At 64.2% G+C, this 25474-nt stretch carries 21 protein-coding genes; 17 read left to right on the forward strand and 4 right to left on the reverse strand.

Annotated features, from left to right (window positions below; all coding sequences use genetic code 11):
* Position 1 precedes the first annotated feature (1 nt).
* On the reverse strand, positions 2-1444 hold the full coding sequence (locus AC1TXO_RS16250) for a SulP family inorganic anion transporter (RefSeq protein WP_486402707.1): 1443 nt from the start codon (positions 1442-1444) through the stop codon (positions 2-4).
* A 133-nt stretch (positions 1445-1577) separates the two neighbouring features.
* Complete coding sequence (locus AC1TXO_RS16255; protein ID WP_486402708.1) at positions 1578-3287, reverse strand: S8/S53 family peptidase; 1710 nt, start codon at positions 3285-3287, stop codon at positions 1578-1580.
* Between the two features lie 187 nt (positions 3288-3474).
* Between AC1TXO_RS16255 and AC1TXO_RS16260 the strand changes: the two genes are divergently transcribed.
* From AC1TXO_RS16260 to AC1TXO_RS16335, 16 genes are all read left to right on the forward strand, one after another.
* Entirely contained in the window at positions 3475-4209 is a 735-nt protein-coding gene (locus tag AC1TXO_RS16260) for a secretin N-terminal domain-containing protein (RefSeq protein ID WP_486402709.1), read from the forward strand.
* Positions 4210-4705: 496 nt separating this feature from the next.
* Positions 4706-6031 carry an isocitrate lyase gene (aceA, locus tag AC1TXO_RS16265; protein ID WP_012315229.1) on the forward strand — a complete coding sequence of 442 codons (1326 nt, stop codon included), beginning with the start codon at positions 4706-4708 and terminating at the stop codon, positions 6029-6031.
* Positions 6032-6758: 727 nt separating this feature from the next.
* A complete protein-coding gene (locus tag AC1TXO_RS16270) occupies positions 6759-7172 on the forward strand; it encodes an NADH-quinone oxidoreductase subunit A (protein ID WP_003251427.1) in 414 nt (137 codons plus the stop codon).
* Positions 7173-7182: 10 nt separating this feature from the next.
* A complete protein-coding gene (locus tag AC1TXO_RS16275; RefSeq protein WP_008096180.1) occupies positions 7183-7860 on the forward strand; it encodes a NuoB/complex I 20 kDa subunit family protein in 678 nt (225 codons plus the stop codon).
* Positions 7861-7939: 79 nt separating this feature from the next.
* Positions 7940-9721, forward strand: coding sequence for an NADH-quinone oxidoreductase subunit C/D (nuoC, locus tag AC1TXO_RS16280; protein WP_486402710.1), 1782 nt, complete (start codon positions 7940-7942; stop codon positions 9719-9721).
* Between the two features lie 2 nt (positions 9722-9723).
* Positions 9724-10221 carry an NADH-quinone oxidoreductase subunit NuoE gene (nuoE, locus tag AC1TXO_RS16285; protein WP_253095364.1) on the forward strand — a complete coding sequence of 166 codons (498 nt, stop codon included), beginning with the start codon at positions 9724-9726 and terminating at the stop codon, positions 10219-10221.
* Positions 10218-11582 carry an NADH-quinone oxidoreductase subunit NuoF gene (gene nuoF / locus AC1TXO_RS16290; protein ID WP_486402711.1) on the forward strand — a complete coding sequence of 455 codons (1365 nt, stop codon included), beginning with the start codon at positions 10218-10220 and terminating at the stop codon, positions 11580-11582. Before nuoE ends, nuoF begins: the two co-directional genes overlap by 4 nt.
* A gap of 132 nt (positions 11583-11714) precedes the next feature.
* Positions 11715-14429, forward strand: coding sequence for an NADH-quinone oxidoreductase subunit NuoG (nuoG, locus tag AC1TXO_RS16295; RefSeq protein WP_486402712.1), 2715 nt, complete (start codon positions 11715-11717; stop codon positions 14427-14429).
* Positions 14426-15433 carry an NADH-quinone oxidoreductase subunit NuoH gene (gene nuoH, locus AC1TXO_RS16300; RefSeq protein ID WP_029614116.1) on the forward strand — a complete coding sequence of 336 codons (1008 nt, stop codon included), beginning with the start codon at positions 14426-14428 and terminating at the stop codon, positions 15431-15433. The genes nuoG and nuoH overlap by 4 nt, the downstream gene beginning before the upstream one ends.
* An 11-nt stretch (positions 15434-15444) precedes the next feature.
* Positions 15445-15993: an NADH-quinone oxidoreductase subunit NuoI gene (gene nuoI / locus AC1TXO_RS16305; RefSeq protein WP_011534620.1), complete on the forward strand. Its 549-nt coding sequence runs from the start codon at positions 15445-15447 to the stop codon at positions 15991-15993.
* A gap of 10 nt (positions 15994-16003) precedes the next feature.
* Positions 16004-16504 (forward strand): NADH-quinone oxidoreductase subunit J, encoded by a 501-nt coding sequence (gene nuoJ / locus AC1TXO_RS16310; RefSeq protein WP_486402713.1) that lies wholly within the window; start codon positions 16004-16006, stop codon positions 16502-16504.
* Between the two features lie 3 nt (positions 16505-16507).
* Positions 16508-16816, forward strand: coding sequence for an NADH-quinone oxidoreductase subunit NuoK (gene nuoK, locus AC1TXO_RS16315; RefSeq protein ID WP_008096201.1), 309 nt, complete (start codon positions 16508-16510; stop codon positions 16814-16816).
* Positions 16813-18666: an NADH-quinone oxidoreductase subunit L gene (gene nuoL / locus AC1TXO_RS16320; RefSeq protein WP_486402714.1), complete on the forward strand. Its 1854-nt coding sequence runs from the start codon at positions 16813-16815 to the stop codon at positions 18664-18666. The genes nuoK and nuoL overlap by 4 nt, the downstream gene beginning before the upstream one ends.
* A 58-nt stretch (positions 18667-18724) precedes the next feature.
* Positions 18725-20257: an NADH-quinone oxidoreductase subunit M gene (nuoM, locus tag AC1TXO_RS16325; protein WP_486402715.1), complete on the forward strand. Its 1533-nt coding sequence runs from the start codon at positions 18725-18727 to the stop codon at positions 20255-20257.
* A 7-nt stretch (positions 20258-20264) separates the two neighbouring features.
* Positions 20265-21734 (forward strand): NADH-quinone oxidoreductase subunit NuoN, encoded by a 1470-nt coding sequence (gene nuoN, locus AC1TXO_RS16330; RefSeq protein ID WP_486402716.1) that lies wholly within the window; start codon positions 20265-20267, stop codon positions 21732-21734.
* A 106-nt stretch (positions 21735-21840) separates the two neighbouring features.
* On the forward strand, positions 21841-22212 hold the full coding sequence (locus tag AC1TXO_RS16335; RefSeq protein ID WP_486402717.1) for a DUF2784 domain-containing protein: 372 nt from the start codon (positions 21841-21843) through the stop codon (positions 22210-22212).
* Here the strand turns inward: AC1TXO_RS16335 and tam are convergent.
* On the reverse strand, positions 22202-22978 hold the full coding sequence (tam, locus tag AC1TXO_RS16340; RefSeq protein WP_486402718.1) for a trans-aconitate 2-methyltransferase: 777 nt from the start codon (positions 22976-22978) through the stop codon (positions 22202-22204). The two genes, AC1TXO_RS16335 and tam, sit on opposite strands and share 11 nt — an antisense overlap.
* A gap of 165 nt (positions 22979-23143) precedes the next feature.
* Between tam and AC1TXO_RS16345 the strand changes: the two genes are divergently transcribed.
* A complete protein-coding gene (locus AC1TXO_RS16345; protein WP_486402719.1) occupies positions 23144-23878 on the forward strand; it encodes a FecR family protein in 735 nt (244 codons plus the stop codon).
* Positions 23879-23935: 57 nt separating this feature from the next.
* Here AC1TXO_RS16345 and AC1TXO_RS16350 read toward each other — a convergent pair whose 3' ends face one another.
* Positions 23936-25348, reverse strand: a complete 1413-nt coding sequence (locus AC1TXO_RS16350) for an amino acid permease (protein ID WP_486402720.1) — start codon at positions 25346-25348, stop codon at positions 23936-23938.
* Positions 25349-25474 lie beyond the last annotated feature (126 nt).

Consider the following 25474-nt stretch of genomic DNA (forward strand, 5'->3'; position numbering starts at 1 on the left):
TTCAATGTTGCTCCCCTGCCCGCCGCAACAGCTTCCTGCAGCGTTCCGACAGGTGCACCACACGCAGATGCTTGCCCGCCTTGGCATAACGTTCGCGCAGGGTCTTCAAGGCAGCGATGGCCGAGTAGTCGACGAAGCTCAGGTGCTTGCAGTCCAGCGTCACGCTATGCGGATCCTGCGCAGGGTCGAACTGGTTGAGGAACGGCGTGGTCGAGGCGAAGAACAAGGTGCCATGCACCTGGTAGACCTTGCCGCCCTGCTCGTCCTCATGGCTGTCGGCATACAGTTCGCGAGCGTGCTGCCAGGCAAAGTTGACAGCGGCAATTACGATGCCGAACAGCACCGCCGTGGCCAGGTCCGTCAGCACCGTGACCACCGTCACCGCGATGATCGCCAGCACGTCGCTTTTAGGCACCTTGTGCAATACCCGCAGCGAGGCCCAGGCGAAGGTCTGCTGGGCCACCACGAACATCACTCCGACCAGCGCCGCCAGCGGAATACGCTCGATCAGCGGCGACAGAAACAGCACGAACAGGAGGATCATCACCCCGGCCACGATACCTGACAGGCGTCCGCGCCCGTTGGAGCTGAGGTTGATCACGGTCTGGCCGATCATCGCGCAGCCGCCCATGCCGCCGCACAGCCCCGACACCATGTTGGCCGCACCCAGGGCCACGCATTCGCGATCAGGGAAACCGCGGCTCTCGGTGATTTCGTCGGTCAGGTTGAGGGTCAGCAGGGTCTCCAGCAGCCCGACCATGGCCATCAGCACGGCATAAGGCGCGATGATCTTCAGCGTCTCCAGGCTCCACGGCACCTGCGGCCAGGCCAACTGCGGCAGGCCACCGGCGATGTGCGCCATGTCGCCAAGGGTGCGGGTCGGCAGGTCGAGCAGGTAGACCAGCAGGCCCACACCCAGGATCGCCACCAGTGCGGGCGGCACGGCGCGGGTCAGTTTCGGCAGCACGTAGACCACCAGCATGGTCAACGCCACCAGCCCGACCATCAGCAACAACGGGGTGCCGCCGAGCCAGTGTTCGCCCTGCTTGAAATGCTCGAGCTGGGCCATGGCGATGACGATGGCCAGGCCGTTGACGAAGCCGAGCATCACCGGATAAGGCACCAGGCGCACCAGCTTGCCCAGGCGCAGTACGCCGAACAGGACCATCACCAGCCCCCCGAGCAATACCGTGGCCAGCAGGTACTGGACACCGTGCTGCACGACCAGCGCGACGATCACCACGGCCATCGAGCCGGCCGCACCGGAGATCATCCCCGGACGCCCACCGAACAGCGCGGTCAGGGTGCAGATGATGAAGGCGCCGTACAGGCCCATCAGCGGATTGAGGTGCGCCACCAGGGCGAAGGCGATGCACTCGGGCACCAGGGCGAAGGAAGTGGTCAGGCCAGCGAGGACGTCGGCGCGAAGTCGGGCGGGTTTCATGTAGGTCCTGTGAATGTCCAGTCAGGGCGACAGCGCACGGGTGCGCTGGGGGAGCACCCGGCACACGGGCAGAAGCGCAATCGAAGGGCGCGATGTTACGGAATTTGTCTGACAGCGGCCACCGCAGCGCTGCTCAGCGCACCCGCTCCCGGCTCTGCACCGCAAGATCCAGCGCGCGTTGCATGTCCAGCCGTGCAGAACGCCCCAGGTCCGGGTCATTGAGTCGGCCATTGCGTTCCGACGGCAGGATCGGCGCAGTCAGGTCCTCGGCATCCATCGCCTCGAAGTCCTGTTCGACCCCCATGGTCAGAGCGCTGCGGCGCAGCAACATGCGCACCTGCTCGGGCGTAAGCTGCGGGTTGATCGACAACATCGCCGCCACCGTCGAGGCCACCAGTGGCGTCGCGTAGGACGTGCCGCAGTGCGGCTTGCCGGCATCGGCAGGTTGCAGGCAGGCCGCGGCACTGACATCCACGCGCATGTCGACGTTGGAGCTGCGGCGCTTGACCACATGCTGCGGATCTTCCACCGAGGTGTCGCGCTCGCTGCGTTGATGCCCGCCGACCACCAGCAACTGCTCGGTCACGAACGACGATGGCAGACGGTATTCATCGGTGCCGGACCACGACGAGCCATTGCCAGCGGAATTGACCACCACCACATCGGGGTGCTTGCTGCGCAGCCACAGGAAGAATTCCTCGAGCAGTTCCTCGTAGCCACTCATGGCCAACCCCGAACGCACCAGTGAATCGACCTCGTCGCCCTCCACGCTCTTGGCGCCGACGCGGTGGATGCCCCAACTCCAGTTCAACACCCGCACGCCGTCCTCGACCAGGTTGACCGATGCAGCGATATTGGCGGTGATGCCTGCATCCGAGTTGCGCTCGACGATCACCTCGAACCCGGGGCTGGCCTTGCCCAGACCGCTGAGAAACCCACCTGCCGCCCCCTCCCCGCGCCCGGCCAGGATACCGGCGACATGGCTGCCGTGACTCTGCGCGTGCACGCCATCGCGGCCGTAAAGGCAGGTCTGTCCTGGCTTGCAAGCGCCGCGGTAGAACTGAAAGGGTGGAGCGTCGAAATCCAGTTCACGCTCGATGACGCCAACACGCACGGGTTGGACAGGCACGTCCGAGGCCGGGACCCGGCGCTGGTAGTAGTACAGGGCATCGGTGAAACGATTGGCTGCCCACTCATCGGCCTGGTCGATGGGCGTAGCCTTGCCGCCCTCGCCTTCTTCACCTCGTTCCGGCGCCGACTCCTCGACGATCACCGCATCCACGCTGAGCTCGCTGCCCATGCGCAGGATCATCGCATCGCGCTGCACAAGATCCCGCACCGGCAGCCGCAGTTGGTAGACATTCAACGGCGGGATCGCCCCCACCACCTGCGCACCATACTTGTCGGCGATGCGTTGTGCCTGCACGCGCCCGTCGTACTTTTCCTCGATCAGCAGGCTGACCAGATCGAGGTAGGTGGTCAGGCCGTCCATGTTCCTGGCCACCTCGTGCGGGGCCGCGGCGACCACATGGCTGCGCTGGCGGGTCAGCCAGACCGGATTGCTTCTCTGCTCGCCGGCCTGCAGCCACAAGGGAGCGCTCGGGCCGGGCCGGTCGAGCGTGAACTTGAGCATATCGCCGTCGCGCTGCACGGCGCTGGCAGGCAAGGCCCGGTCACCCAGCCACACCTGCGGCGCCTGGCGCTCCAGGCCCTGCGCGCGCAGGCACCAGTGCTGCGGGGCGTCGGACAGCACATCGCCGCAGCGCTGCAATTGCTGGATGCGCGGCTCGGCGATGGCATGTTGTCCAAGAGCAAGCAGCAGCAAAGTTAGGTAGCGCTTCATGGATAAGGGTCTGCAAGGGTCTTTGTGCTGCGACCCCTGCGCTCAGGCGATGGTTCAGCGGCTCACTGCAGTCTGCGGGCCCACACCCCCACTGCCGCACCGTACATTTCAAATCCCTGTGATCCAGACCCGGCACAATGCTGACAAATTTGCCATCATGTCTATTCAACCTGCGGAGACCACGGACATGCCGCTACGCCCCCTCATCGCCGCCCTGCTGCTGGCCGCCAGCCTCACCGCCCAGGCGGCCACCGAAGTCGTGCCGCTGCAACATCGCAGCAGCGCCGAACTGCTGCCCACCGCCCAGTCGTTCCTCGGCAAGGACGGAACCGTCAGCGCCTTCGAGAACAAGCTGATCGTCAACGCCAGCCGCGAGCGCATCGACGACCTGCGCGCCCTGCTGCAACAGCTCGATACCGCACCCAAGCGCCTGCTGATCAGTGTCGACAACGACGACAGCAACTTCCAGGACAACCACGGCAACGCCCGGGTCATCCAGTACGGTACCAGCAACCGTGAAGGCGGCCTGCAGCAGATCCAGGCCAGCGAAGGCCAGCCGGCACTGATCCAGATCGGCCAGAGCATCCCCATCACCAGCACCTCCACCGACGGCTACGGACGCCTGCAGAGCGACACTCAATACCGCAACGTCACCCAGGGTTTCTACGTCACGCCGAGTGTCAGCGGTGAAACGGTTCGTCTGCAAATAAGCACCAATAATGATCGAATGAGCCAGGAACGCCAGGATGTAGTGAAGGTTCAGAGCACCGACACGACTGTCTCGGGCAGGCTCGGCGAGTGGATCACCCTGGCGGGGTACAACCAGCAGAGCCAGGCCGGAAACAGCCCCTCGGCCCTGACGTACAGCACCCAGCGCGGTGAAAACATGACATTGCGCGTCAAAGTCGACCTTCTCGACTGATCCCAGGTCTTTCAAGGCCTCGACCAAAGGCCTTGAAACTGACCGGACAGTCGCATTAGACCAAAGATGTAGTAAGCCGAAAAAAGCACTACAAAACATTTGACAGGCTCTTTTCGCCAAGGGCATGATGGCCTCGCTCCCGCTAATCAGGGGCCCTGGCAAGGGCCTTCGGGACGCCCTCCTCACACCTCTGGAGGCGTCCTGTGTCTATACGGCCCACAAGGCGGTTCGACGGGATTGCGACTGCAACGAAGAAGTTGTCCCGAGGGACGGAAGCGCATCACCGCAGCACCGGCAACCGCGTCGCACCGCAGCCAGGCAACCACGAGCCGACACTGCAGGGCACACCTTCGCCTGGACTGCACCCCCCTTCCCCTTCGAGCCTTCCCCGTTCGCCTTCGCACTCCCCCGGACAGGACAGCCGCCAGGCCTCTGATTCCGCGCCCTGAGCATCCGCACCACTACACTCAAGATCGATGCGACGAGGTTTATTTCCATGGCACTGACACGCGAACAGCAAATTGCAGCCCTCGAGAAAGACTGGGCCGAAAACCCGCGCTGGAAAGGCGTGACCCGTACCTATACCGCCGCCGATGTCGTTCGCCTGCGTGGCTCCCTGCAACCGGAGCACACCCTGGCCCGCCTGGGTGCCGAGAAACTGTGGAAGCTGGTCACCGAAGGTGCCCACCCCTCTTTCCGCCCGGAAAAAGATTTCGTCAACTGCATGGGCGCCCTGACCGGCGGCCAGGCTGTGCAGCAGGTCAAGGCCGGCATCCAGGCCATCTACCTGTCGGGCTGGCAGGTTGCCGCCGACAACAACTCGGCCGAGTCCATGTACCCCGACCAGTCGCTGTACCCGGTCGACTCCGTACCGACCGTGGTCAAGCGCATCAACAACTCGTTCCGCCGCGCCGACCAGATCCAGTGGAAGGCCGGGAAGAATCCAGGTGACGAAGGCTACATCGACTACTTCGCGCCGATCGTGGCCGACGCCGAAGCCGGTTTCGGCGGCGTGCTCAACGCCTACGAGCTGATGAAGAACATGATCGAAGCGGGCGCCGCCGGCGTGCACTTCGAAGACCAGCTGGCCTCGGTGAAAAAGTGCGGCCACATGGGTGGCAAGGTCCTGGTACCCACCCAGGAAGCGGTGCAGAAACTGGTCGCCGCCCGCCTGGCTGCCGACGTGTCGGGCGTACCGACCATCATCCTGGCCCGTACCGACGCCAACGCCGCCGACCTGCTGACCAGCGACTGCGACCCGTACGACCAGCCATTCGTGATCGGCGAGCGTACCCGTGAAGGCTTCTACAAGGTGCGCGCCGGCCTCGACCAGGCCATCGCCCGCGGCCTGGCCTATGCACCCTACGCCGACCTGATCTGGTGCGAAACCGCCAAGCCGGACCTGGACGAAGCCCGTCGTTTCGCCGAAGCTATCAAGAAGGAGTACCCGGACCAGCTGCTGTCGTACAACTGCTCGCCGTCCTTCAACTGGAAGAAGAACCTGGACGACGCCACCATCGCCAAGTTCCAGCGCGAGCTGTCGGCAATGGGCTACAAGCATCAGTTCATCACCCTGGCTGGCATCCACAACATGTGGCACGGCATGTTCAACCTGGCGCACGACTACGCCCGCAACGACATGACCGCCTACGTGAAGTTGCAGGAGCAGGAGTTCGCCGACGCCAGCAAGGGCTACACCTTCGTGGCGCACCAGCAGGAAGTGGGCACCGGCTACTTCGACGACATGACCACCGTGATCCAGGGTGGCGCCTCGTCGGTGACCGCACTGACCGGCTCGACCGAGGAAGAGCAGTTCCACTGACCGCAGGCTGTTGAAAAAAGGCCCGGGGCTTGAGAAAGCCCCGGGCCTTTTTTGTCTGCCTCGACGCCTTGCGCGCTGGCGCGCTGCCGGCGCGACCCTGCGTTGCGGATCGGGCGAGAGGCAGCCAAGAAATCAGGCCCCGGGCAAATCCCGGGATCAGGTCTATGCTTGAGGCAGCACAGCCAGCAAGGACCGCCCATGCCCCGTCCAAGCCAACGCCTCGATGCCCTCTCTTATAAAGAAGCACAGCGCGCGCCCGCTCGCCCTCCTGCGCCCACCACGCCCATCACTGCATCATTCACCCATCCATTGATCCAGCGCGGTGCACGGCAAGCGCTTAACTGCTAGAACGAGAGTTTTTCTCATTTGCAAGTGACAAGATTGTGAATTGAACTAGGCAGGTAACAGAGGCGAAAGTAAACAGCAGCTCAGCCAAATGATATTAATTATCATTATTAAATTGACCACTCGTTACGCCAGGCAAGAAACATAATTAACAAAACCGCGTGCAATGCCCGAAATTCAAGGCTTTCAGCGATTTACGAAAGATTTTTGTTCTTAATCCTACGAATAATTTTGCTCTGGAAATTTTACTTGCCGTGGGTTTACCCATAAAATCAGCGCGATTGATTCAGCTGCGACATTTGGTCACTGCATCAGCGACACTGCGTCGCCGCTCTACTTATTTCAGACTGCAGAGCTGGGTCTCTGTATAAGGATTTCAAGCATGTCCGATTCGGCAGGACTCATCGCCCACAACTGGGGCTTTGCCATCTTCCTCCTGGGTGTCGTCGGCCTGTGTGCCTTCATGCTCGGCCTGTCCAGCCTGCTCGGTAGCAAGGCCTGGGGTCGCGCCAAGAACGAACCCTTCGAATCCGGCATGCTGCCCGTCGGCAGCGCCCGCCTGCGCCTGTCCGCCAAATTCTATCTGGTCGCGATGCTGTTCGTGATCTTCGATATCGAAGCCCTCTTTCTCTTTGCATGGTCTGTGTCCGTCCGCGAAAGCGGCTGGACCGGATTCGTCGAAGCTCTCGTTTTCATAGCAATTCTGTTGGCAGGTCTTGTCTACCTATGGCGCGTCGGTGCTCTTGACTGGGCTCCCGAAGGTCGCCGCAAGCGGCAAGCGAAGCTGAAACAATGAGGCTTTGGCAATGCAATACAATCTCACCAGAATCGATCCGGACGCGCCCAACGAGCAGTACCCGGTAGGCGAGCGGGAAACCGTCACCGACCAGCTGCTGGAAGACCAGGTCCACAAGAACATCTACATGGGGAAACTCGAGGATGTGCTGCGTGGCGCGGTCAACTGGGGTCGCAAGAACTCCCTCTGGCCGTACAACTTCGGCCTGTCCTGCTGCTACGTGGAAATGACCACGGCCTTCACGGCGCCCCACGACATCGCCCGCTTCGGCGCCGAAGTCATCCGGGCCTCGCCGCGTCAGGCCGACTTCATGGTCATCGCCGGTACCTGCTTCGTGAAGATGGCGCCGATCATCCAGCGCCTGTACGAGCAGATGCTCGAGCCCAAGTGGGTCATCTCCATGGGTTCGTGCGCCAACTCCGGCGGCATGTACGACATCTACTCGGTCGTTCAGGGGGTCGACAAGTTCCTCCCCGTGGACGTCTATGTGCCTGGCTGCCCGCCGCGCCCCGAGGCGTTCCTGCAGGGCCTGATGCTGCTGCAGGAATCGATCGGCCAAGAACGACGCCCGCTTTCCTGGGTGGTTGGTGATCAAGGCATCTACCGTGCCGAGATGCCCGCCCAGAAAGACCTGCGTCGTGAACAGCGCATTGCGGTTACCAACCTGCGCAGCCCCGACGAAGTCTGATCCAGCGACCTGCCGCCCGCTCCCGAAGGAGCCGGCGGCCTGGCTTCATTCTTAACGTTGACCCAAAGCGACCGAGACCATGACAGCGGACAACGCTATTTTCATTCCGCCCTACAAGGCTGACGACCAGGATGTGGTCGTCGAACTGCACAACCGCTTTGGCGCCGAAGCATTCGTCGCCCAGGAAACCCGCACCGGCATGCCCGTACTGTGGGTCAAGCGCGCCCAGCTCAAGGAAGTGCTCAGCTTCCTGCGCGGCGTGGCCAAGCCCTACAGCATGCTGTACGACCTGCACGGCGTCGACGAACGCCTGCGCACCCAGCGCCGCGGCCTGCCTGCCGCCGACTTCAGCGTGTTCTACCACCTGCTGTCGGTCGAGCGTAACAGCGACGTGATGATCAAGGTGTCGCTCAGCGAAGGCGACCTGAACCTGCCCACCGTCACCGGTATCTGGCCCAACGCCAACTGGTACGAGCGTGAAGTCTGGGACATGTTCGGCATCGACTTCGCTGGCCACCCGCACCTGAGCCGCATCATGATGCCGCCGACCTGGGAAGGTCACCCGCTGCGCAAGGACTACCCTGCCCGCGCCACCGAGTTCGACCCGTACAGCCTCACGCTCGCCAAGCAGCAGCTCGAAGAAGAGTCGGCCCGCTTCAACCCCGAAGCCTGGGGCATGAAGCGCCAGGGCGCCAACGAGGACTACATGTTCCTCAACCTGGGCCCCAACCACCCTTCGGCCCACGGTGCCTTCCGTATCGTCCTGCAACTGGACGGCGAAGAGATCGTCGACTGCGTCCCGGACATCGGCTACCACCACCGTGGCGCCGAGAAGATGGCCGAGCGCCAGTCCTGGCACAGCTTCATCCCCTACACCGACCGTATCGACTACCTCGGCGGGGTGATGAACAACCTGCCGTACGTCCTCGCGGTCGAGAAGCTGGCCGGTATCCAGGTGCCGCAGAAGGTCGACGTGATCCGCATCATGCTCGCCGAGTTCTTCCGGATCACCAGCCACCTGCTGTTCCTGGGCACCTACATCCAGGACGTCGGCGCCATGACGCCGGTGTTCTTCACCTTCACCGACCGCCAGCGCGCCTATACCGTGATCGAGGCGATCACCGGTTTCCGCCTGCACCCGGCATGGTACCGCATCGGTGGCGTCGCCCACGACCTGCCGCGCGGCTGGGAGAAACTGGTCAAGGACTTCGTCGACTGGCTGCCCAAGCGCCTGGACGAATACACCAAGGCCGCCCTGCAGAACAGCATCCTCAAGGGTCGTACCATCGGCGTCGCCGCGTACAACACCAAGGAAGCGCTGGAATGGGGCACCACCGGCGCCGGCCTGCGTGCCACCGGTTGCGACTTCGACCTGCGCAAGGCCCGCCCTTACTCCGGCTACGAGAACTTCGAGTTCGAAGTGCCGCTGGCCCACAACGGCGATGCCTACGATCGCTGCATGGTCCGCGTCGAGGAGATGCGCCAGAGCATCCGCATCATCGACCAATGCCTGCGCAACATGCCGGAAGGCCCGTACAAGGCGGATCACCCGCTGACCACGCCGCCGCCGAAAGAGCGCACCCTGCAGCACATCGAGACCCTGATCACCCACTTCCTGCAAGTCTCGTGGGGCCCGGTCATGCCGGCCAACGAGTCGTTCCAGATGATCGAGGCGACCAAGGGCATCAACAGTTACTACCTGACGAGCGACGGCGGCACCATGAGCTACCGCACCCGGATCCGCACGCCCAGCTACCCGCACCTGCAGCAGATCCCTTCGGTGATCAAGGGCAGCATGGTCGCGGACCTGATCGCGTACCTGGGCAGTATCGACTTCGTTATGGCTGACGTGGACCGCTAAGCATGAACAGCACGCTTATCCAAACCGACCGTTTCGCCCTGAGCGAAACCGAGCGCTCGGCCATCGAGCACGAGATGCACCACTACGAGGACCCGCGCGCGGCGTCCATCGAAGCCCTGAAGATCGTGCAGAAGGAACGCGGCTGGGTGCCGGACGGCGCCATCTATGCCATCGGCGAAGTGCTGGGCATCCCTGCCAGCGACGTCGAGGGCGTGGCCACCTTCTACAGCCAGATCTTCCGCCAGCCGGTCGGTCGCCACATCATCCGCGTCTGCGACAGCATGGTCTGCTACATCGGCGGCCATGAATCGGTCGTCAGCCAGATCCAGAGCGAGCTGGGCATCGGCCTCGGCCAGACCACCGCCGACGGGCGCTTCACCCTGCTGCCGGTATGCTGCCTGGGCAACTGCGACAAGGCCCCGGCGCTGATGATCGACGACGACACCTTTGGCGACGTGCAACCTGCCGGCGTCTCCAAACTGCTGGAGGGTTACGCATGACCATCACTTCCTTCGGCCCGGCCAACCGCATTGCGCGCACGGCCGAAACCCACCCGCTGACCTGGCGCCTGCGTGACGACGGCGAACCGGTATGGCTCGCCGAGTACGAGTCGAAGAACGGCTATGCCGCCGCCCGCAAGGCGCTGGCCGAGATGTCGGCCGACGACATCGTGCAGAGCGTCAAGGACTCCGGCCTCAAGGGCCGCGGCGGCGCGGGCTTCCCCACTGGCGTGAAGTGGGGCCTGATGCCCAAAGACGAATCCATGAACATCCGCTACCTGCTGTGCAACGCGGACGAAATGGAGCCCAACACCTGGAAAGACCGCATGCTGATGGAGCAACAGCCCCATCTGCTGGTCGAGGGCATGCTGATCAGCGCCCGTGCGCTGAAGGCCTACCGCGGCTACATCTTCCTGCGTGGCGAATACACCACGGCAGCGAAGAACCTCAACCGCGCCATCGACGAAGCCAAGGCTGCGGGCCTGCTGGGCAAGAACATCCTCGGCTCGGGCTTCGACTTCGAGCTGTTCGTGCACACCGGTGCCGGCCGCTACATCTGCGGTGAAGAAACCGCACTGATCAACTCGCTCGAAGGCCGCCGCGCCAACCCGCGCTCCAAGCCGCCCTTCCCTGCCGCCGTCGGCGTGTGGGGCAAGCCGACCTGCGTGAACAACGTCGAGACCCTGTGCAACGTCCCGGCCATCGTCGCCAACGGCAACGACTGGTACAAGTCGCTGGCCCGCGAGGGCAGCGAAGACCACGGCACCAAGCTGATGGGCTTCTCCGGCAAGGTGAAGAACCCGGGCCTGTGGGAACTGCCGTTCGGCGTCACCGCCCGCGAGCTGTTCGAAGACTACGCCGGCGGCATGCGCGATGGCTTCAAGCTCAAGTGCTGGCAGCCAGGCGGGGCCGGTACCGGCTTCCTGCTGCCCGAGCACCTCGATGCGCAGATGTACGCCGGTGGCATCGCCAAGGTCGGTACCCGGATGGGTACGGGCCTGGCCATGGCGGTCGACGACAGCGTCAGCATGGTTTCGCTGCTGCGCAACATGGAAGAGTTCTTCGCCCGCGAATCCTGCGGCTGGTGCACCCCATGCCGTGACGGCCTGCCATGGAGCGTGAAGATGCTGCGCGCCCTGGAGAAAGGCCAGGGCCGCGCCGAGGACATCGAGACCCTGCTGGGTCTGGTCAACTTCCTCGGCCCTGGCCGCACCTTCTGTGCTCACGCACCGGGTGCCGTGGAGCCGCTCGGCAGCGCCATCAAGTACTTCCGGTCCGAGTTCGAGGCCGGTGTCGCCCCCGCTTCGGCGAGCGATACCTTGCGCCCGAACCTGGCCAAGCCGATTACGGTCGGCGCATAACAAGATGAATCGCGGGTGGTCCGTGCCACCCGCCAGCCTGCAGGCCGGCCCGAACGATTCGTGGCCGGCCGCAGGCACACCGATTTCCATTAGCCACGCCTGCTCACGCGGGCCAACGAAGAACTTTGAACCATGGCCACTATCCACGTAGACGGCAAAGCGCTCGAAGTCAACGGTGCGGACAACCTGTTACAGGCCTGTCTGTCGCTCGGCCTCGACATCCCTTATTTCTGCTGGCACCCGGCGCTCGGTAGCGTCGGCGCCTGCCGGCAATGTGCGGTCAAGCAGTACACCGACGAGAACGACACCCGTGGTCGCATCGTCATGTCCTGCATGACGCCTGCCTCCGACGGCACCTGGATCTCCATCGACGATGATGAATCCAAGGCGTTTCGCGCCAGCGTCGTCGAATGGCTGATGACCAACCACCCGCACGACTGCCCGGTGTGCGAGGAAGGCGGTCACTGCCACCTGCAGGACATGACGGTAATGACCGGCCACAACGAGCGCCGCTACCGTTTCACCAAGCGTACCCACCAGAACCAGGACCTCGGCCCGTTCATCGCCCACGAGATGAACCGCTGCATCGCCTGCTACCGCTGCGTGCGCTACTACAAGGACTACGCAGGCGGCACCGACCTGGGTGTCTACGGCGCCCACGACAACGTGTACTTCGGTCGCGTTGAAGACGGCGTGCTGGAGAGCGAGTTCTCCGGCAACCTGACCGAGGTCTGCCCGACCGGCGTGTTCACCGACAAGACCCACTCCGAGCGCTACAACCGCAAGTGGGACATGCAGTTCGCCCCGAGCATCTGCCACGGCTGCTCCAGCGGCTGCAACATCAGCCCGGGTGAACGCTACGGCGAACTGCGCCGCATCGAGAACCGCTTCAACGGCTCGGTGAACCAGTACTTCCTGTGCGACCGCGGCCGCTTCGGCTACGGCTACGTCAACCGCAGCGACCGTCCACGCCAGCCGCTGCTGGCCGATGGCAGCAAGCTGTCGCTCGACGCTGCGCTGGACAAGGCCGCCGACCTGCTGCGCGGCCGCACCATCGTCGGCATCGGCTCGCCACGCGCCAGCCTCGAAAGCAACTATGGCCTGCGCGAGCTGGTCGGCGCCGAGTACTTCTATTCGGGCATGGAAGCCGGTGAACTGGCCCGCGTGCGCCTGGTCCTGGACGTGCTGAACAACAGCCCGCTGCCGGTTCCGACCCTGCGCGACATCGAAGACCACGACGCCGTGTTCGTGCTCGGCGAAGACCTCACGCAAACCGCCGCCCGTGTCGCCCTGGCCGTACGCCAGGCCACCAAGGGCAAGGCCGAGGCCATGGCCGAAGGCATGAAAGTGCAGCCATGGCTCGATGCTGCGGTGAAGAACATCGGCCAGCACGCGCTGTATCCGCTGTTCATCGCCTCGCTGGCCGAGACCAAGCTCGACGACGTGGCCGAGGAATGTGTACACGCCGCCCCGGCCGACCTCGCCCGCCTGGGCTTCGCCGTGGCCCACGCCATCGACCCGAGCGCCCCGGCCGTCGAAGGCCTGGACGCCGAAGCGAAGGCTCTGGCCCAACGCATCGCCGACGCCCTGGTCGCCGCCAAGCGCCCACTGGTGGTTGCCGGTACTTCGCTGGCCGACGCCGCACTGGTCGAAGCGGCCGCCAACATCGCCAAGGCCCTCAAGCTGCGCGAGAAGAACGGCTCGCTGAGCCTGGTCGTGCCTGAGGCCAACAGCCTCGGCATGGCCATGATGGGCGGTGACTCCGTCGATGCCGCGCTGGACGCTGTCATCAGCGGCAAGGCCGATGCCATCGTCGTGCTGGAAAACGACCTCTACGCCCGCGTGCCCGCCGCCAAGGTCGACGCGGCACTCGCCGCTGCGAAAGTGGTGATCGTCGCCGACCACTCCAAGACCGCCACCAGCGACCGCGCCCACCTGGTCCTGCCAGCAGCCTCGTTCGCCGAAGGCGACGGCACCCTGGTCAGCCAGGAAGGCCGTGCCCAGCGCTTCTTCCAGGTGTTCGACCCGCAGTACCTGGACAGCAGCATCCAGATCCACGAAGGCTGGCGCTGGATGCACGCCCTGCGTGCCACCCTGCTGAACAAGCCGGTCGACTGGACCCAGCTGGACCACGTCACCAGCGCCTGCGCCACCGCCGCACCGCAACTGGCCGGCATCGTCAACGCCGCACCGAGCGCCGCGTTCCGCATCAAGGGCATGAAGCTGGCCCGTGAACCGCTGCGCTACTCGGGCCGTACCGCCATGCGCGCCAACATCAGCGTGCACGAGCCGCGTACCCCGCAAGACAAGGACACCGCCTTCGCCTTCTCGATGGAAGGTTACTCGGGCTCGGCCGAACCCCGTCAACAGGTGCCGTTCGCCTGGTCGCCGGGCTGGAACTCGCCGCAGGCCTGGAACAAGTTCCAGGACGAAGTCGGTGGTCACCTGCGTGCCGGTGATCCGGGCGTACGCCTGATCGAATCGCAGGGCGATCGCCTGAACTGGTTCAACGCCATCCCGGGCGCATTCAATCCGGCGCGTGGCACCTGGACTGCGGTGCCGTTCTTCCACCTGTTCGGCAGCGAAGAGAACTCCTCGCGTGCAGCACCGGTGCAGGAACGCATCCCGGCAGCCTACGTGGGCCTGGCCAAGTCCGAGGCCGACCGCCTGGGCGTCAACGACGGCGCACTGCTGAGCCTGACCGTGGCCGGCGTGTCCCTGCGCCTGCCGCTGCGCATCAATGAAGAGCTGGGCGCAGGCCTGGTCGCACTGCCCAAAGGCCTGGCCGGCATTCCGCCTGCCATCTTCGGTGCACCCGTCGAAGGTCTGCAGGAGGCAGCACAATGAGCTGGTTCACCCCCGAAGTGATCGATGCGATCCTCGCCGTGCTGCGCGCCATCGTCGTGCTGCTGGCGGTGGTGGTCTGCGGTGCCCTGCTCAGCTTCGTCGAGCGTCGCCTGCTGGGCTGGTGGCAGGACCGCTACGGTCCGAACCGTGTCGGCCCGTTCGGCATGTTCCAGATCGCCGCCGACATGCTGAAGATGTTCTTCAAGGAAGACTGGAACCCGCCCTTCGTCGACCGCGTGATCTTCACCCTGGCACCGGTGGTGGCGATGAGCGCCCTGCTGATCGCCTTCGTGGTCATCCCGATCACCCCGACCTGGGGCGTTGCCGACCTGAACATCGGCCTGCTGTTCTTCTTCGCCATGGCCGGCCTGTCGGTCTACGCCGTGCTGTTCGCCGGCTGGTCGTCGAACAACAAGTACGCCCTGCTCGGCAGCCTGCGGGCCTCGGCGCAGACCGTTTCGTACGAAGTGTTCCTGGGCCTGGCGCTGATGGGCGTGGTGGTGCAGGTAGGTTCGTTCAACATGCGCGACATCGTTGAATACCAGGCGCAGAACCTGTGGTTCATCATTCCGCAGTTCTTCGGCTTCTGCACCTTCTTCATCGCTGGCGTCGCCGTGACTCACCGTCACCCGTTCGACCAGCCGGAAGCGGAACAGGAACTGGCCGACGGCTACCACATCGAATATGCCGGCATGAAATGGGGCATGTTCTTCGTCGGTGAATACATCGGCATCATCCTGATCTCGGCGCTGCTGGTCACCCTGTTCTTCGGCGGCTGGCACGGTCCGTTCGGCATCCTGCCGCAACTGTCGTTCCTGTGGTTCGCCCTGAAGACCGGCTTCTTCATCATGCTGTTCATCCTGCTGCGCGCCTCGATCCCGCGCCCACGCTATGACCAGGTGATGGACTTCAGCTGGAAGTTCTGCCTGCCGCTGACCCTGATCAATTTGCTGGTGACCGCTGCGATCGTGCTCTACAACACGCCAGCCGTCGCGGCCCAGTGAGGATTTGACCCATGTTCAAGTATATCGGCGACATCGTTAAGGGCACCGGCACTCAGCTGCGCAGCCTGGTGATGGTGTTCTCCCACGGGTTCCGCAAGCGCGACACCCTGCAATACCCTGAAGAGCCCGTGTACCTGCCGCCGCGCTACCGCGGTCGCATCGTCCTCACCCGCGACCCCGACGGCGAGGAGCGCTGCGTGGCGTGCAACCTCTGTGCGGTGGCCTGCCCGGTCGGCTGCATCTCGCTGCAGAAAGCCGAGACCGAGGACGGCCGCTGGTACCCGGAGTTCTTCCGCATCAACTTCTCGCGCTGCATCTTCTGCGGCCTGTGTGAAGAGGCGTGCCCGACCACCGCGATCCAGCTGACTCCGGATTTCGAAATGGCCGAGTTCAAGCGTCAGGACCTGGTGTACGAGAAAGAAGATCTGCTGATCTCCGGCCCCGGCAAGAACCCTGACTACAACTTCTACCGTGTTGCGGGCATGGCGATCGCTGGCAAGCCGAAAGGCTCTGCGCAGAACGAAGCCGAGCCGATCAACGTGAAGAGCTTGCTCCCATAAGGACAGAAAGATGGAATTCGCTTTCTACTTCGCATCCGGGATCGCCGTGGTCTCCACTCTTCGAGTGATCACCGGCACCAACCCCGTGCACGCCCTGCTCTACCTGATCATTTCGCTGATCTCCGTGGCGATGATCTTCTTCTCCCTCGGTGCGCCGTTCGCCGGCGCCCTGGAAGTGATCGCCTACGCTGGCGCCATCATGGTGCTGTTCGTCTTCGTGGTGATGATGCTCAACCTGGGGCCGGCCTCGGTCGCCCAGGAACGTGGCTGGCTCAAGCCGGGCATCTGGGCCGGGCCGGTGATTCTCGCCGCCCTGCTGCTGCTGGAGCTGCTGTACGTGCTGTTCGCCAATCCGAGCGGCGCCGGCATCAGCGGTACCACCGTCGACGCCAAGGCCGTCGGCATCAGCCTCTTCGGCCCCTACCTGTTGGTGGTCGAACTGGCGTCGATGCTGCTGCTCGCTGCGGCCGTCACCGCCTTCCACCTGGGCCGCAACGAGGCGAAGGAGTAAATCATGGGTGCTATCCCTCTCGAGCATGGTCTGGCGGTCGCCGGTATCCTGTTCTGCTTAGGTCTGGTTGGCCTGATGGTCCGCCGCAACATTCTCTTCGTGCTCATGAGCCTGGAAGTCATGATGAACGCCTCTGCCCTGGCGTTCATCGTCGCCGGTGCCCGTTGGGTCCAGCCCGACGGCCAGGTGATGTTCATTCTGGTGATCAGCCTGGCAGCCGCCGAGGCCAGCATTGGCCTGGCGATCCTGCTGCAGCTGTATCGCCGCTTCCACACTCTCGACATCGATGCTGCCAGTGAGATGCGCGGATGAACCTTCTCTTCCTGACTTTCGTCTTCCCCCTGATCGGCTTCCTGCTGCTGTCGTTCTCGCGCGGACGGTTCTCGGAGAACCTGTCCGCCCTGATCGGCGTAGGTTCGGTCGGCCTCTCGGCCGCCACCGCCGCCTACGTGATCTGGCAGTTCAACGTCGCCCCGCCTGAAGGCGGCGCGTACAGCCAGCTGCTGTGGCAGTGGATGTCGGTGGACGGCTTCGCGCCGAACTTCACCCTGTACCTGGACGGCCTGTCGGTCACCATGCTCGGCGTGGTCACCGGCGTAGGCTTCCTGATCCACCTGTTCGCCTCCTGGTACATGCGCGGAGAAGCCGGTTACTCGCGCTTCTTCTCGTACACCAACCTGTTCATCGCCAGCATGCTGTTCCTGATCCTGGGCGACAACCTGCTGTTCATCTACTTCGGCTGGGAAGGCGTGGGCCTGTGCTCGTACCTGTTGATCGGTTTCTACTACAGCAACCGCAACAACGGTAACGCAGCACTCAAGGCCTTCATCGTCACCCGTATCGGCGACGTGTTCATGGCCATCGGCCTGTTCATCCTGTTCGCCCAGTTGGGCACGCTGAACGTCCAGGAACTGCTGGTGCTGGCACCGCAGAAATTCCAGGCGGGCGACACCTGGATGGTCCTGGCCACCCTGATGCTGCTCGGTGGTGCGGTCGGTAAATCGGCCCAGCTGCCGCTGCAGACCTGGCTGGCAGACGCGATGGCAGGCCCGACCCCGGTTTCGGCACTGATCCACGCCGCGACCATGGTCACCGCCGGTGTGTACCTGATCGCCCGTACCCATGGCCTGTTCGCCCTGGCGCCGGACATCCTGCACCTGGTCGGCGTGGTCGGTGGCGTCACCCTGGTGCTGGCCGGTTTCGCCGCGCTGGTACAGACCGACATCAAGCGTATCCTCGCCTACTCCACCATGAGCCAGATCGGCTACATGTTCCTCGCCCTGGGCGTGGGTGCATGGGATGCGGCGATCTTCCACCTGATGACCCACGCCTTCTTCAAGGCCCTGCTGTTCCTCGCCTCCGGTGCGGTGATCGTTGCCTGCCACCACGAGCAGAACATCTTCAAGATGGGCGGCCTGTGGAAGAAGCTGCCACTGGCCTACGCCAGCTTCGTGGTCGGTGGTGCTGCCCTGGCCGCCCTGCCGATCCTGACCGTGGGCTTCTACTCCAAGGACGAGATCCTCTGGGAAGCCTTCGCCAGCGGCAACACCAACCTGCTGTACGCAGGCCTGGTCGGCGCGTTCATGACCTCGCTGTACACCTTCCGCCTGATCTTCATCGCCTTCCACGGCGAAGCGAAGACCGAAGCCCACGCCGGCCACGGCATCAGCCACTGGCTGCCGCTGGGCGTGCTGATCGTGCTGTCGACCTTCGTCGGTGCCTGGATCCATCCGCCGCTGGCAGGCGTGCTGCCTGAGAGCGCCGGTCACGCCGGTGGCGAAGCCAAGCACTCGCTGGAAATCGCCTCGGGCGCCATTGCCATCGCCGGTATCCTGCTGGCTGCGGTGCTGTTCCTGGGCAAGCGTCGCCTGGTCACCGCGATCGCCAACAGCGGCATCGGTCGCGTCCTGTCGGCCTGGTGGTTCGCCGCCTGGGGCTTCGACTGGATCTACGACAAGCTGTTCGTCAAACCTTACCTGCTGATCAGCCACATCCTGCGCAAGGATCCGGTTGACCGCGGTATCGGCCTGATTCCTCGCATGGCTCGCGGCGGCCACGTCGCCATGAGCAAGACCGAGACCGGTCAGCTGCGCTGGTACACCGCCTCTATCGCCGTAGGTGCCGTGCTCGTGCTCGGCGCCGTGGTAGTGGCCGCGGTATGACTTTGAATATTGCGAACCTCGCGAACCTTGCGACTCTGCGAAAGGAAACGAACCCGTCATGATTCTGCCTTGGCTGATCCTGATCCCCTTCATCGGCGGCTTCCTGTGCTGGCTGGGTGAGCGCTTCGGCGCCACCCTGCCGCGCTGGATTGCGCTGCTGACCATGTCCCTGCTGCTCGGCATCGGCCTGTGGCTGTGGGGCACCGGCGACTACACCCTCGCCCCCGCTCCGGGCGCCGAACCTGCCTGGGCCCTGGAATACAAGGTCCAGTGGATCCAGCGCTTCGGCATCAGCATCCACCTGGCCCTCGACGGCCTGTCGCTGCTGATGATCCTGCTCACCGGCCTGCTCGGTGTGCTCTCGGTGCTGTGCTCGTGGAAAGAGATCCAGCGCCACGTCGGCTTCTTCCACCTCAACCTGATGTGGATCCTCGGCGGCGTGGTCGGTGTGTTCCTGGCCCTGGACCTGTTCCTGTTCTTCTTCTTCTGGGAAATGATGCTGGTGCCGATGTACTTCCTCATCGCGCTCTGGGGTCACAGCTCGGCAGACGGCAAGAAGACCCGGATCTACGCGGCGACCAAGTTCTTCATCTTCACCCAGGCCAGCGGCCTGATCATGCTGGTGGCGATCCTGGGCCTGGTGCTGGTCAACTACAACACCACCGGGGTGATCACCTTCAACTACAGCGACCTGCTCAAGGCGCAGCTGCCGCCGGGTATCGAATACCTGCTGATGCTGGGCTTCTTCATCGCCTTCGCGGTCAAGCTGCCGGTGGTACCGTTCCACTCCTGGCTGCCTGATGCCCACGCCCAGGCGCCGACTGCAGGCTCGGTCGATCTGGCCGGTATCCTGTTGAAGACAGCGGCCTACGGCCTGCTGCGCTTCGCCCTGCCGCTGTTCCCGAACGCCTCGGCCGAGTTCGCGCCGATCGCCATGACCCTGGGCCTGATCGGTATCTTCTACGGTGCCTTCCTGGCCTTCGCCCAAACCGACATCAAGCGCCTGATCGCCTTCTCCAGCGTCTCGCACATGGGCTTCGTGCTGATCGGCATCTACTCCGGCAGCCAGCAAGCCCTGCAGGGTGCGGTGATCCAGATGCTGGCCCACGGCCTGTCGGCCGCGGCGCTGTTCATCCTCTCCGGCCAGCTGTACGAGCGCCTGCACACCCGTGACATGCGCCAGATGGGCGGCCTGTGGCACCGCATCGCGTACCTGCCGGCCATCAGCCTGTTCTTCGCCGCCGCGTCGCTGGGCCTTCCGGGCACCGGCAACTTCGTCGGCGAGTTCCTGATCCTGATCGGCAGCTTCGCCCACGTGCCATGGATCACCGTGATCGCCACCACCGGCCTGGTGTTCGGTTCGGTCTACTCGCTGATCATGATCCACCGCGCCTACTTCGGTCCGGCCAAGGCCGACACCGTACTGGCCGGCATGGACGGACGCGAGCTGATCATGGTGCTGGGCCTGGCGGTGCTGCTGATCGTGCTGGGCGTCTACCCGCAGCCGTTCCTCGACACCTCTGCCGCCACCATGAGCGGTGTGCAGCAGTGGCTCGGTTCCGCTTTCACTCAACTCGCTTCGGCCCGGTAAGAGCGCTATGGAATTCACCACTCAACACTTCATCGCATTGGCGCCGATGCTGATCACCACCATCACCACGGTGGTGGTGATGCTGGCGATCGCCTGGAAGCGCAACCACTCGCAGACCTTCCTGCTGTCCACCGTGGGCCTGAACCTGGCCCTGCTGTCGATCCTGCCGGCGCTGAAAGTCGCGCCACTGGCGGTCACCTCGCTGGTGACCATCGACAAGTTCGCCTGCCTGTACATGGCGATCATCCTGGTGGCGACACTGGCCTGCGTCACCCTCGCCCACGCCTACCTGGGCGAAGGCTCCAAGGGCTTCCCGGGCAACCGTGAAGAACTCTACCTGCTGCTGCTGATGTCGGCGCTCGGGGGCCTGGTGCTGGTCAGCGCCAACCACCTGGCCGGCCTGTTCATCGGCCTGGAGCTGCTGTCGGTGCCGGTCTACGGCCTGGTCGCCTATGCGTTCTTCAACAAGCGCTCGCTGGAAGCCGGCATCAAGTACATGGTGCTGTCGGCTGCAGGTTCGGCCTTCCTGCTGTTCGGCATGGCGCTGCTGTACGCCGACGCCGGCAGCCTGACCTTCGACCAGTTGGGCAAGGCCCTGGCCGCCACCAGCATGCCGAGCCTGCTGGCACAGCTGGGCCTGGGCATGATGCTGGTGGGCCTGGCGTTCAAACTGTCGCTGGTACCCTTCCACCTGTGGACCCCGGACGTGTACGAGGGTGCTCCGGCGCCGGTCGCGGCATTCCTGGCCACCGCCAGCAAGGTCGCGGTGTTCGCCGTGGTCGTGCGTCTGTTCATGCTCTCCCCTGCTGCCAGCAGCGGCGTGCTGAGCACGGTGCTGGCAGTGATCGCCGTCGCTTCGATCCTGGTCGGCAACCTGCTGGCGCTGACCCAGAGCAACCTCAAGCGTCTGCTGGGTTACTCGTCCATCGCCCACTTCGGCTACCTGGTCATCGCCCTGGTGGCGAGCAAGGGCCTGGCGCTGGAAGCCATGGGCGTGTACCTGGTCACCTACGTGATCACCAGCCTGGGCGCCTTCGGGGTGATCACCCTGATGTCCTCGCCCTACGCCGGGCGCGACGCCGACGCCCTGTACGAGTACCGCGGCCTGTTCTGGCGCCGTCCATACCTGACCGCCGTGCTGACCGTGATGATGCTGTCGCTGGCCGGTATCCCGCTGACTGCAGGCTTCATCGGCAAGTTCTACATCATCGCCACCGGTGTCGAGTCGCACCTGTGGTGGCTGGTGGGTGCACTGGTGATCGGCAGCGCCATCGGCGTGTACTACTACCTGCGGGTGATGGTCACCCTGTACCTGGTCGAGCCGAACCTGCGCCGCCACGACGCTCCGCTGAAGTGGGAGCAGCGTACCGGTGGCGTCATGCTGCTGGCCGTGGCGATCCTCGCCTTCGTGCTGGGCGTGTATCCGCAACCGCTGCTGGAACTGGTTCAGCAGGCGGGCCTGCACCTGGTGGGCTGATCCGCACCACGCTGTAACAAAAACACCCCGCCTCGGCGGGGTGTTTTGTTTTGGGCATCCATACGCCCTATGCTGATGAATCCTTCCCCTGCCTTCGGCTCAGACCATGATCTACCGACTCGGTGCCGACGCCCTGGTGCTGCTGCACCTGGCCTTCATCCTGCTGGTGCTGTTCGGCGGGCTGCTGGTGCTGCGCTGGCGCGGCGCACTGGCCCTGCACCTGCCGGTGCTGGCCTGGGGTCTGGCGGTGGAGTGCCTGCATCTGCAATGCCCATTGACTGCCTGGGAAAACCGCATGCGCCTGGCCGCCGGCCAGGCCGGCTACCAGGGTGGGTTCGTCGAGCACTATGTCTGGCCGCTGATCTACCCTGCCGGGTTGACGCCACAGGTCCAGGTGCTGCTCGGGCTGGTCGTGCTGCTGCTCAACCTCGGCGTCTACAGCTATGTGCTCTGGCGCAGACGCCGCGCTAACGGGTAGCGACCACGAACAGGCGCGGGAACGGCAGCAAGACCTTGCCGTCGGTGGCCGTCGGGTAATCCTGCTCCATGGCTTGCAGGTAGAGCTGCAGGAAGCTGTCGCGCTCACGCTCGTCCAGGCGCGCCAGGTAGGGACGCAGGCCCGAGCCCTTGAACCACTCCACCACCGCGCCAGCACCACCCTCGAGCGGGTGATGGTAGGTGGTGCGCCACACGTCGACCCGTGTGCACAGCGGGCTGAGCAAGTCGTAATAGAAGGCGCCGTTGTGTCGTGGCGGCAGGGAGAAATCGCGGAACTTGTCTTTCCAGGGGCCCTGGTCTGCAATCTCGCGCATGCGCTTGTGGGCAGGCTCGTCGAGGTTGTCGGGAGTCTGCACGGCCAAGCTGCCGCCTTCGGACAGTTGGCGGATCAGTTGCGGGTAAAGCGCCTGGTGATTGGGCACCCACTGCAACGAGGCGTTGGCGAGGATCAGGTCCTGCGGATCGGCGGCCTTCCAGGTGGCGATATCGGCCACTTCGCAGCGTACCCGCGGCACTTTCAGGCGTGCACGTTCGCGCGCCTTGTCGATCATGTCCTGGTCGCTGTCGAGCGCCAGCACCTGGGCGTCGCCATGCTGCTGCAGCAGTACTTCGGTGGAGTTGCCAGGGCCGCAGCCAAGGTCCGTGGCATGGCGCACCGGGCGGGGCGGCACGGCGGCGAGCAGGTCGCGCACGGCACGGGTGCGTTCGTTTTCGAAAAGCGAGTACTGGGTAGCGGACCAGGCCATGGGCAACTCCTTTGGCAATTGGAAGCCCTAGCATATGCCTTTTGCGCTGATTCCGGGGTATCGGCCTGGCCGATCCGCTTCGTGGGAAGCGTACCCTTGACATGAAGGCAGGAACCGACAGCCTATGCCGGAGGTCATCCGCATAACCTTCACACGTTGCCTGCCATGAAAGCCTTGCGCTACCAAGCCCTCGCCCTGCCCCTGGCCATCCTCGCACTGATCGGTACCTCGGTACTGCTCGCCTCGCCCTGGATGGGCCAGGGCTTCGAGCTGTCCGACTTGTCCACCGACAGCCAGAACCGCCTGACCCGACAACTGGACGACGGCAGCCTGCTGACCCTGGACAGCGGCTCGGCCGTGGACCTGGCGTTCGACAGGAGCCATCGGCAGATTCAGCTGCTCAAGGGCCAGTTGTTGCTGGAGGCGGCCCGGGGCGATACCCGCCCGCTGTTCATCGTCACGCCACAGGGCAGCTTGCGCCCGCTGGACGCCAAGCTCATCGTCGAAAGGTTGCAGGACAGCAGCGAGGTCACTGTGCTGGAGGGCCGCGTCGAGTTCGAGGGTGACGGACGCAGGCTGTCGCTGCACCGTGGCCAGCAATTGCGTATTGGCGACGCTGGGCACAGTACGCTGGTCAAGGTCGATACCGCCGACACTCAGGCCGCGTGGTACCTGGAGCGCCTGCCCGGCACTGACCAGCCGCTGAGCGAAGCGCTCGAGCGTCTGGCCCGGCATCACCGCGGCGTGCTGCTGTTCGACGCGGCATCACTGGCCGACCTGAAGGTCGCCGACGACCTGGCCCTGGACGACAGCGACCAGGCGCTGGACGATCTGCAGGGCGCATTGCCGATCAAGGTCGACCACTACACCGAGTGGCTGACAGTGGTGCGGCGCAAATGAACACGCGGCCGGTCCCAGGAGGAGCCGGCCGCGCGTTGGCTACAGCTCAGGTTGCGATCAGTGGCGCTTGGCGCTGCGGATCTGATGCACCACGCCCATGGCCACCACGATGGCCGCGGCAACACCGGTGGAGATCACCAGGATCTGGTAGTCAGGCATGAATGCCATGGTCACCAGGGCCGCGATGATGAAGGCGATCACCAGGTAGGTCAGCCAGGGGAACAGCCACATCTTCAGGCGCACTTCGCGACCCTCGGCGATCAGCTTGCGACGCATGCGCAGCTGCGAGAAGGCGATCACCAGGTACACCAGCAGGGCGATCATGCCGGTGGTGTTCATCAAGGTTTCCAGCACGTCCTTCGGGCGCAGGGTCTCGCTGAAGTTGATCAGTGCGCACACCACGGCCACGGCGCAGGAGCCAAGGATCGCGTACACCGGCACGCCGGTCCCGGTGCGGGTGATCTTGAACAGCGACGGCGCATCGCCACGCTGGGACAGCGAGAACAGCATGCGCGAGGCGGTGTAGTGGCCGGAGATCAGGCAACTGCTCACCGAGGTCAGCACCACGAAGTTCATCAGCAGCTCGGCGTAGGGCACGCCCAGCAGTTCCAGGGTACGGCGGTAGGCGCCGTAACCGGAGATGCCCAGGTGCGGATCGTTCCACGGCACCAGGCAGACGATCAGGAAGATCGAGCCGACGTAGAACAGGCACACACGCCACACCACCGAGTTGGTGGCCTTGACGATCTGGGTGGCCGGATCCTTCGCTTCGGACGCCGCGATGGTGACGATCTCGGCGCCGAGGAAGGCGAACATCACCCCGAGCAAGGCGCCGATCACCGTGGTGATGCCATTGGGCATGAAGCCTTCGGCGGTCAGGTGGGTAATGCCGCGCACCTCACCGAACTGCCACACGTTCATCACTGCGGCGGTACACACCACCAGGAAGCAGACGATGGCCACCACCTTGATCAGGGCGAACCAGAACTCGAACTCGCCATAGTGCTTGACGTTGAAGAAGTTCACGGTGATCAGCAACAACGTGGTCGCCAGCACGAACACGTTGACGCTGACGCCGGGGAAGAAGCCATGCAGGATCTTGCCCGCCACGTAGGCTTCCCAGGCCATGAGGATTACCCAGTACCACCAGTACAGCCAACCGATGGTGAAACCGGCCCAGCGCCCGATGGCGCGGTCGGCATAGGTGGAGAACGAGCCGGTGTCCGGCGAGGAAGTCGCCATCTCGCCCAGCATGCGCATGATCAGCACCACCAGGATGCCGCCGGCCAGGTACGCCAGGACAGCCGCTGGGCCGGCGCTGTGGATCACGCTGCCGGAACCGACGAACAAGGCGCCGCCGATGACCCCGGCGATCGACATCATCGTCAGGTGGCGCGACTTGAGCGAGGCACTGAGCTGGCTCTCGTGCCCGCCTTTCGCGGTGGTGGTGGATGTGGATGTTGCGTCCATCAGTTGTGTACCCCGTGTTTCTTTTTATCCAAGGAAAAACTGTGAAACCCCGATGGTTATCGGCCTCACCTGGTCATCAGCGCTAGTGCGGGCAGGAGGTGTGAAGAAACACACGCAGACCATCCA

Source organism: Pseudomonas sp. FA117 (assembly GCF_057370475.1).

Coding starts and splice junctions, on each gene's coding strand:
- AC1TXO_RS16250 (WP_486402707.1), bottom strand. CDS start 1,444: ATGAAACCCGCCCGACTTCGCGCCGACGTCCTCGCTGGCCTGACCACT.
- AC1TXO_RS16255 (WP_486402708.1), bottom strand. CDS start 3,287: ATGAAGCGCTACCTAACTTTGCTGCTGCTTGCTCTTGGACAACATGCC.
- AC1TXO_RS16260 (WP_486402709.1), top strand. CDS start 3,475: ATGCCGCTACGCCCCCTCATCGCCGCCCTGCTGCTGGCCGCCAGCCTC.
- aceA (WP_012315229.1), top strand. CDS start 4,706: ATGGCACTGACACGCGAACAGCAAATTGCAGCCCTCGAGAAAGACTGG.
- AC1TXO_RS16270 (WP_003251427.1), top strand. CDS start 6,759: ATGTCCGATTCGGCAGGACTCATCGCCCACAACTGGGGCTTTGCCATC.
- AC1TXO_RS16275 (WP_008096180.1), top strand. CDS start 7,183: ATGCAATACAATCTCACCAGAATCGATCCGGACGCGCCCAACGAGCAG.
- nuoC (WP_486402710.1), top strand. CDS start 7,940: ATGACAGCGGACAACGCTATTTTCATTCCGCCCTACAAGGCTGACGAC.
- nuoE (WP_253095364.1), top strand. CDS start 9,724: ATGAACAGCACGCTTATCCAAACCGACCGTTTCGCCCTGAGCGAAACC.
- nuoF (WP_486402711.1), top strand. CDS start 10,218: ATGACCATCACTTCCTTCGGCCCGGCCAACCGCATTGCGCGCACGGCC.
- nuoG (WP_486402712.1), top strand. CDS start 11,715: ATGGCCACTATCCACGTAGACGGCAAAGCGCTCGAAGTCAACGGTGCG.
- nuoH (WP_029614116.1), top strand. CDS start 14,426: ATGAGCTGGTTCACCCCCGAAGTGATCGATGCGATCCTCGCCGTGCTG.
- nuoI (WP_011534620.1), top strand. CDS start 15,445: ATGTTCAAGTATATCGGCGACATCGTTAAGGGCACCGGCACTCAGCTG.
- nuoJ (WP_486402713.1), top strand. CDS start 16,004: ATGGAATTCGCTTTCTACTTCGCATCCGGGATCGCCGTGGTCTCCACT.
- nuoK (WP_008096201.1), top strand. CDS start 16,508: ATGGGTGCTATCCCTCTCGAGCATGGTCTGGCGGTCGCCGGTATCCTG.
- nuoL (WP_486402714.1), top strand. CDS start 16,813: ATGAACCTTCTCTTCCTGACTTTCGTCTTCCCCCTGATCGGCTTCCTG.
- nuoM (WP_486402715.1), top strand. CDS start 18,725: ATGATTCTGCCTTGGCTGATCCTGATCCCCTTCATCGGCGGCTTCCTG.
- nuoN (WP_486402716.1), top strand. CDS start 20,265: ATGGAATTCACCACTCAACACTTCATCGCATTGGCGCCGATGCTGATC.
- AC1TXO_RS16335 (WP_486402717.1), top strand. CDS start 21,841: ATGATCTACCGACTCGGTGCCGACGCCCTGGTGCTGCTGCACCTGGCC.
- tam (WP_486402718.1), bottom strand. CDS start 22,978: ATGGCCTGGTCCGCTACCCAGTACTCGCTTTTCGAAAACGAACGCACC.
- AC1TXO_RS16345 (WP_486402719.1), top strand. CDS start 23,144: ATGAAAGCCTTGCGCTACCAAGCCCTCGCCCTGCCCCTGGCCATCCTC.
- AC1TXO_RS16350 (WP_486402720.1), bottom strand. CDS start 25,348: ATGGACGCAACATCCACATCCACCACCACCGCGAAAGGCGGGCACGAG.